The organism is Pseudomonas sp. LSJ-87 (assembly GCF_032971465.1).
GTDB lineage: Bacteria > Pseudomonadota > Gammaproteobacteria > Pseudomonadales > Pseudomonadaceae > Aquipseudomonas > Aquipseudomonas putida_Z.
Genome location: NZ_JAWJYQ010000104.1, coordinates 1 through 1,190, shown reverse-complemented (window position 1 = coordinate 1,190; position 1,190 = coordinate 1). Strand labels below are relative to the sequence as shown.

Below are 1,190 nucleotides of genomic sequence, written 5' to 3'. Positions count from 1 at the left end.
TGGGAGCGGGCGCGCCCGCGAAGAGGCCAGCACAGTCACCTCACCCATTCTGTTGTAGCCCCCAATGCCCCAAATCCCCCACATCGTCCAGCGCATCATCGAACTGCTCAAACGCTACCCCGGCATCATCGCGCTCGGTGGTTTCCTCTCCGGCATCGGCAGTTTCATCCTGGTCGACCGCCAGGCTGGCCTGGCCAGCTGGGTAGCTGTGCTCATGCTGGTCAGCTGGCTCTGGCTGATGCTGGAAAACACCCTCACCGGCCTGTTCGCGCGCACCTTCAACCGCGAAATACCGCAGCCATTGCTGCGCTACGCGACGCAGATGATCCACCAGGAATCACTGTTCTTCGTACTGCCGTTCTTCTTCATCACCACCACTTGGAACAGCGGCCAACTGGTGTTCACCGGCCTGCTCGGTGCCGCCGGGCTGATTTCGATCATCGACCCGCTGTACTACAAGTGGCTGGCACCGCGGCGCTGGCTGTTCCTGGCGCTGCATACCCTGACCCTGTTCGCCGCCCTGCTGACCGCGCTGCCGATCATCCTCCACCTGACCACAGCGCAAAGCTTCAAGCTGGCCCTGATTGCAGCCATGGCCCTGTCGTTCCCCAGCCTGGCCAGCAGCTTCCCGATCAACAACTGGCGCCGCGCCGTGGCCCTGGTGCTGGTCACCCTGTCGGTCGGCGGCGGGGGCTGGCTGCTGCGTTCCTGGGTGCCGCCAGCGACCCTGTGGATGACCGAAGTGGCGGTCAGCACCGAAGTGCTGAACCGCCAGCCGGGCGATTCGCTGGACGAAATTGCTGCCAGCCGCATCCGTAGCAGCGGCCTGTACGCCTACACCGCGATCAACGCGCCACGCGGCCTGAACGAGCGGATCTACCATGTGTGGCAAAAGGACGGCCAGGAAGTCGACCGCATTGCCTTGGACATCCACGGCGGGCGCAAGGAAGGCTACCGGGCCTGGACCCACAAGCAGAACTTCCCGCCGAACCCGGTGGGCAAGTGGCAGGTGAGGGTACTGACCGAAGATGGGCAGGTCATCGGCGTGCTGCGCTTCAAGGTGGTCGACGAAGCGCCCGCGGGGTGAGTGGAAGGGGGCCGCTTTGCGGCCCATCGCCAGCAAGCCAGCTCCCACAGGGCCAGCGACAACCCGCTCCATGTGGGAGCCGGCTTGCCGGCGATGGGCTGCA

General features: G+C 65.0%; 1 protein-coding gene. It reads left to right on the top strand.

The window, feature by feature from the left end:
* Window positions 1–64: 64 nt before the first annotated feature.
* Window positions 65–1,087, top strand: coding sequence for a DUF5924 family protein (locus RYH74_RS26255; RefSeq protein WP_025337240.1), 1,023 nt, complete (start codon window positions 65–67; stop codon window positions 1,085–1,087).
* The last annotated feature ends 103 nt before the right edge of the window (window positions 1,088–1,190 follow it).

Bases quoted from the DNA above. Each gene is read 5' to 3' on its own strand.
- RYH74_RS26255 (WP_025337240.1), top strand. From the start codon at position 65: ATGCCCCAAATCCCCCACATCGTCCAGCGCATCATCGAACTGCTCAAA.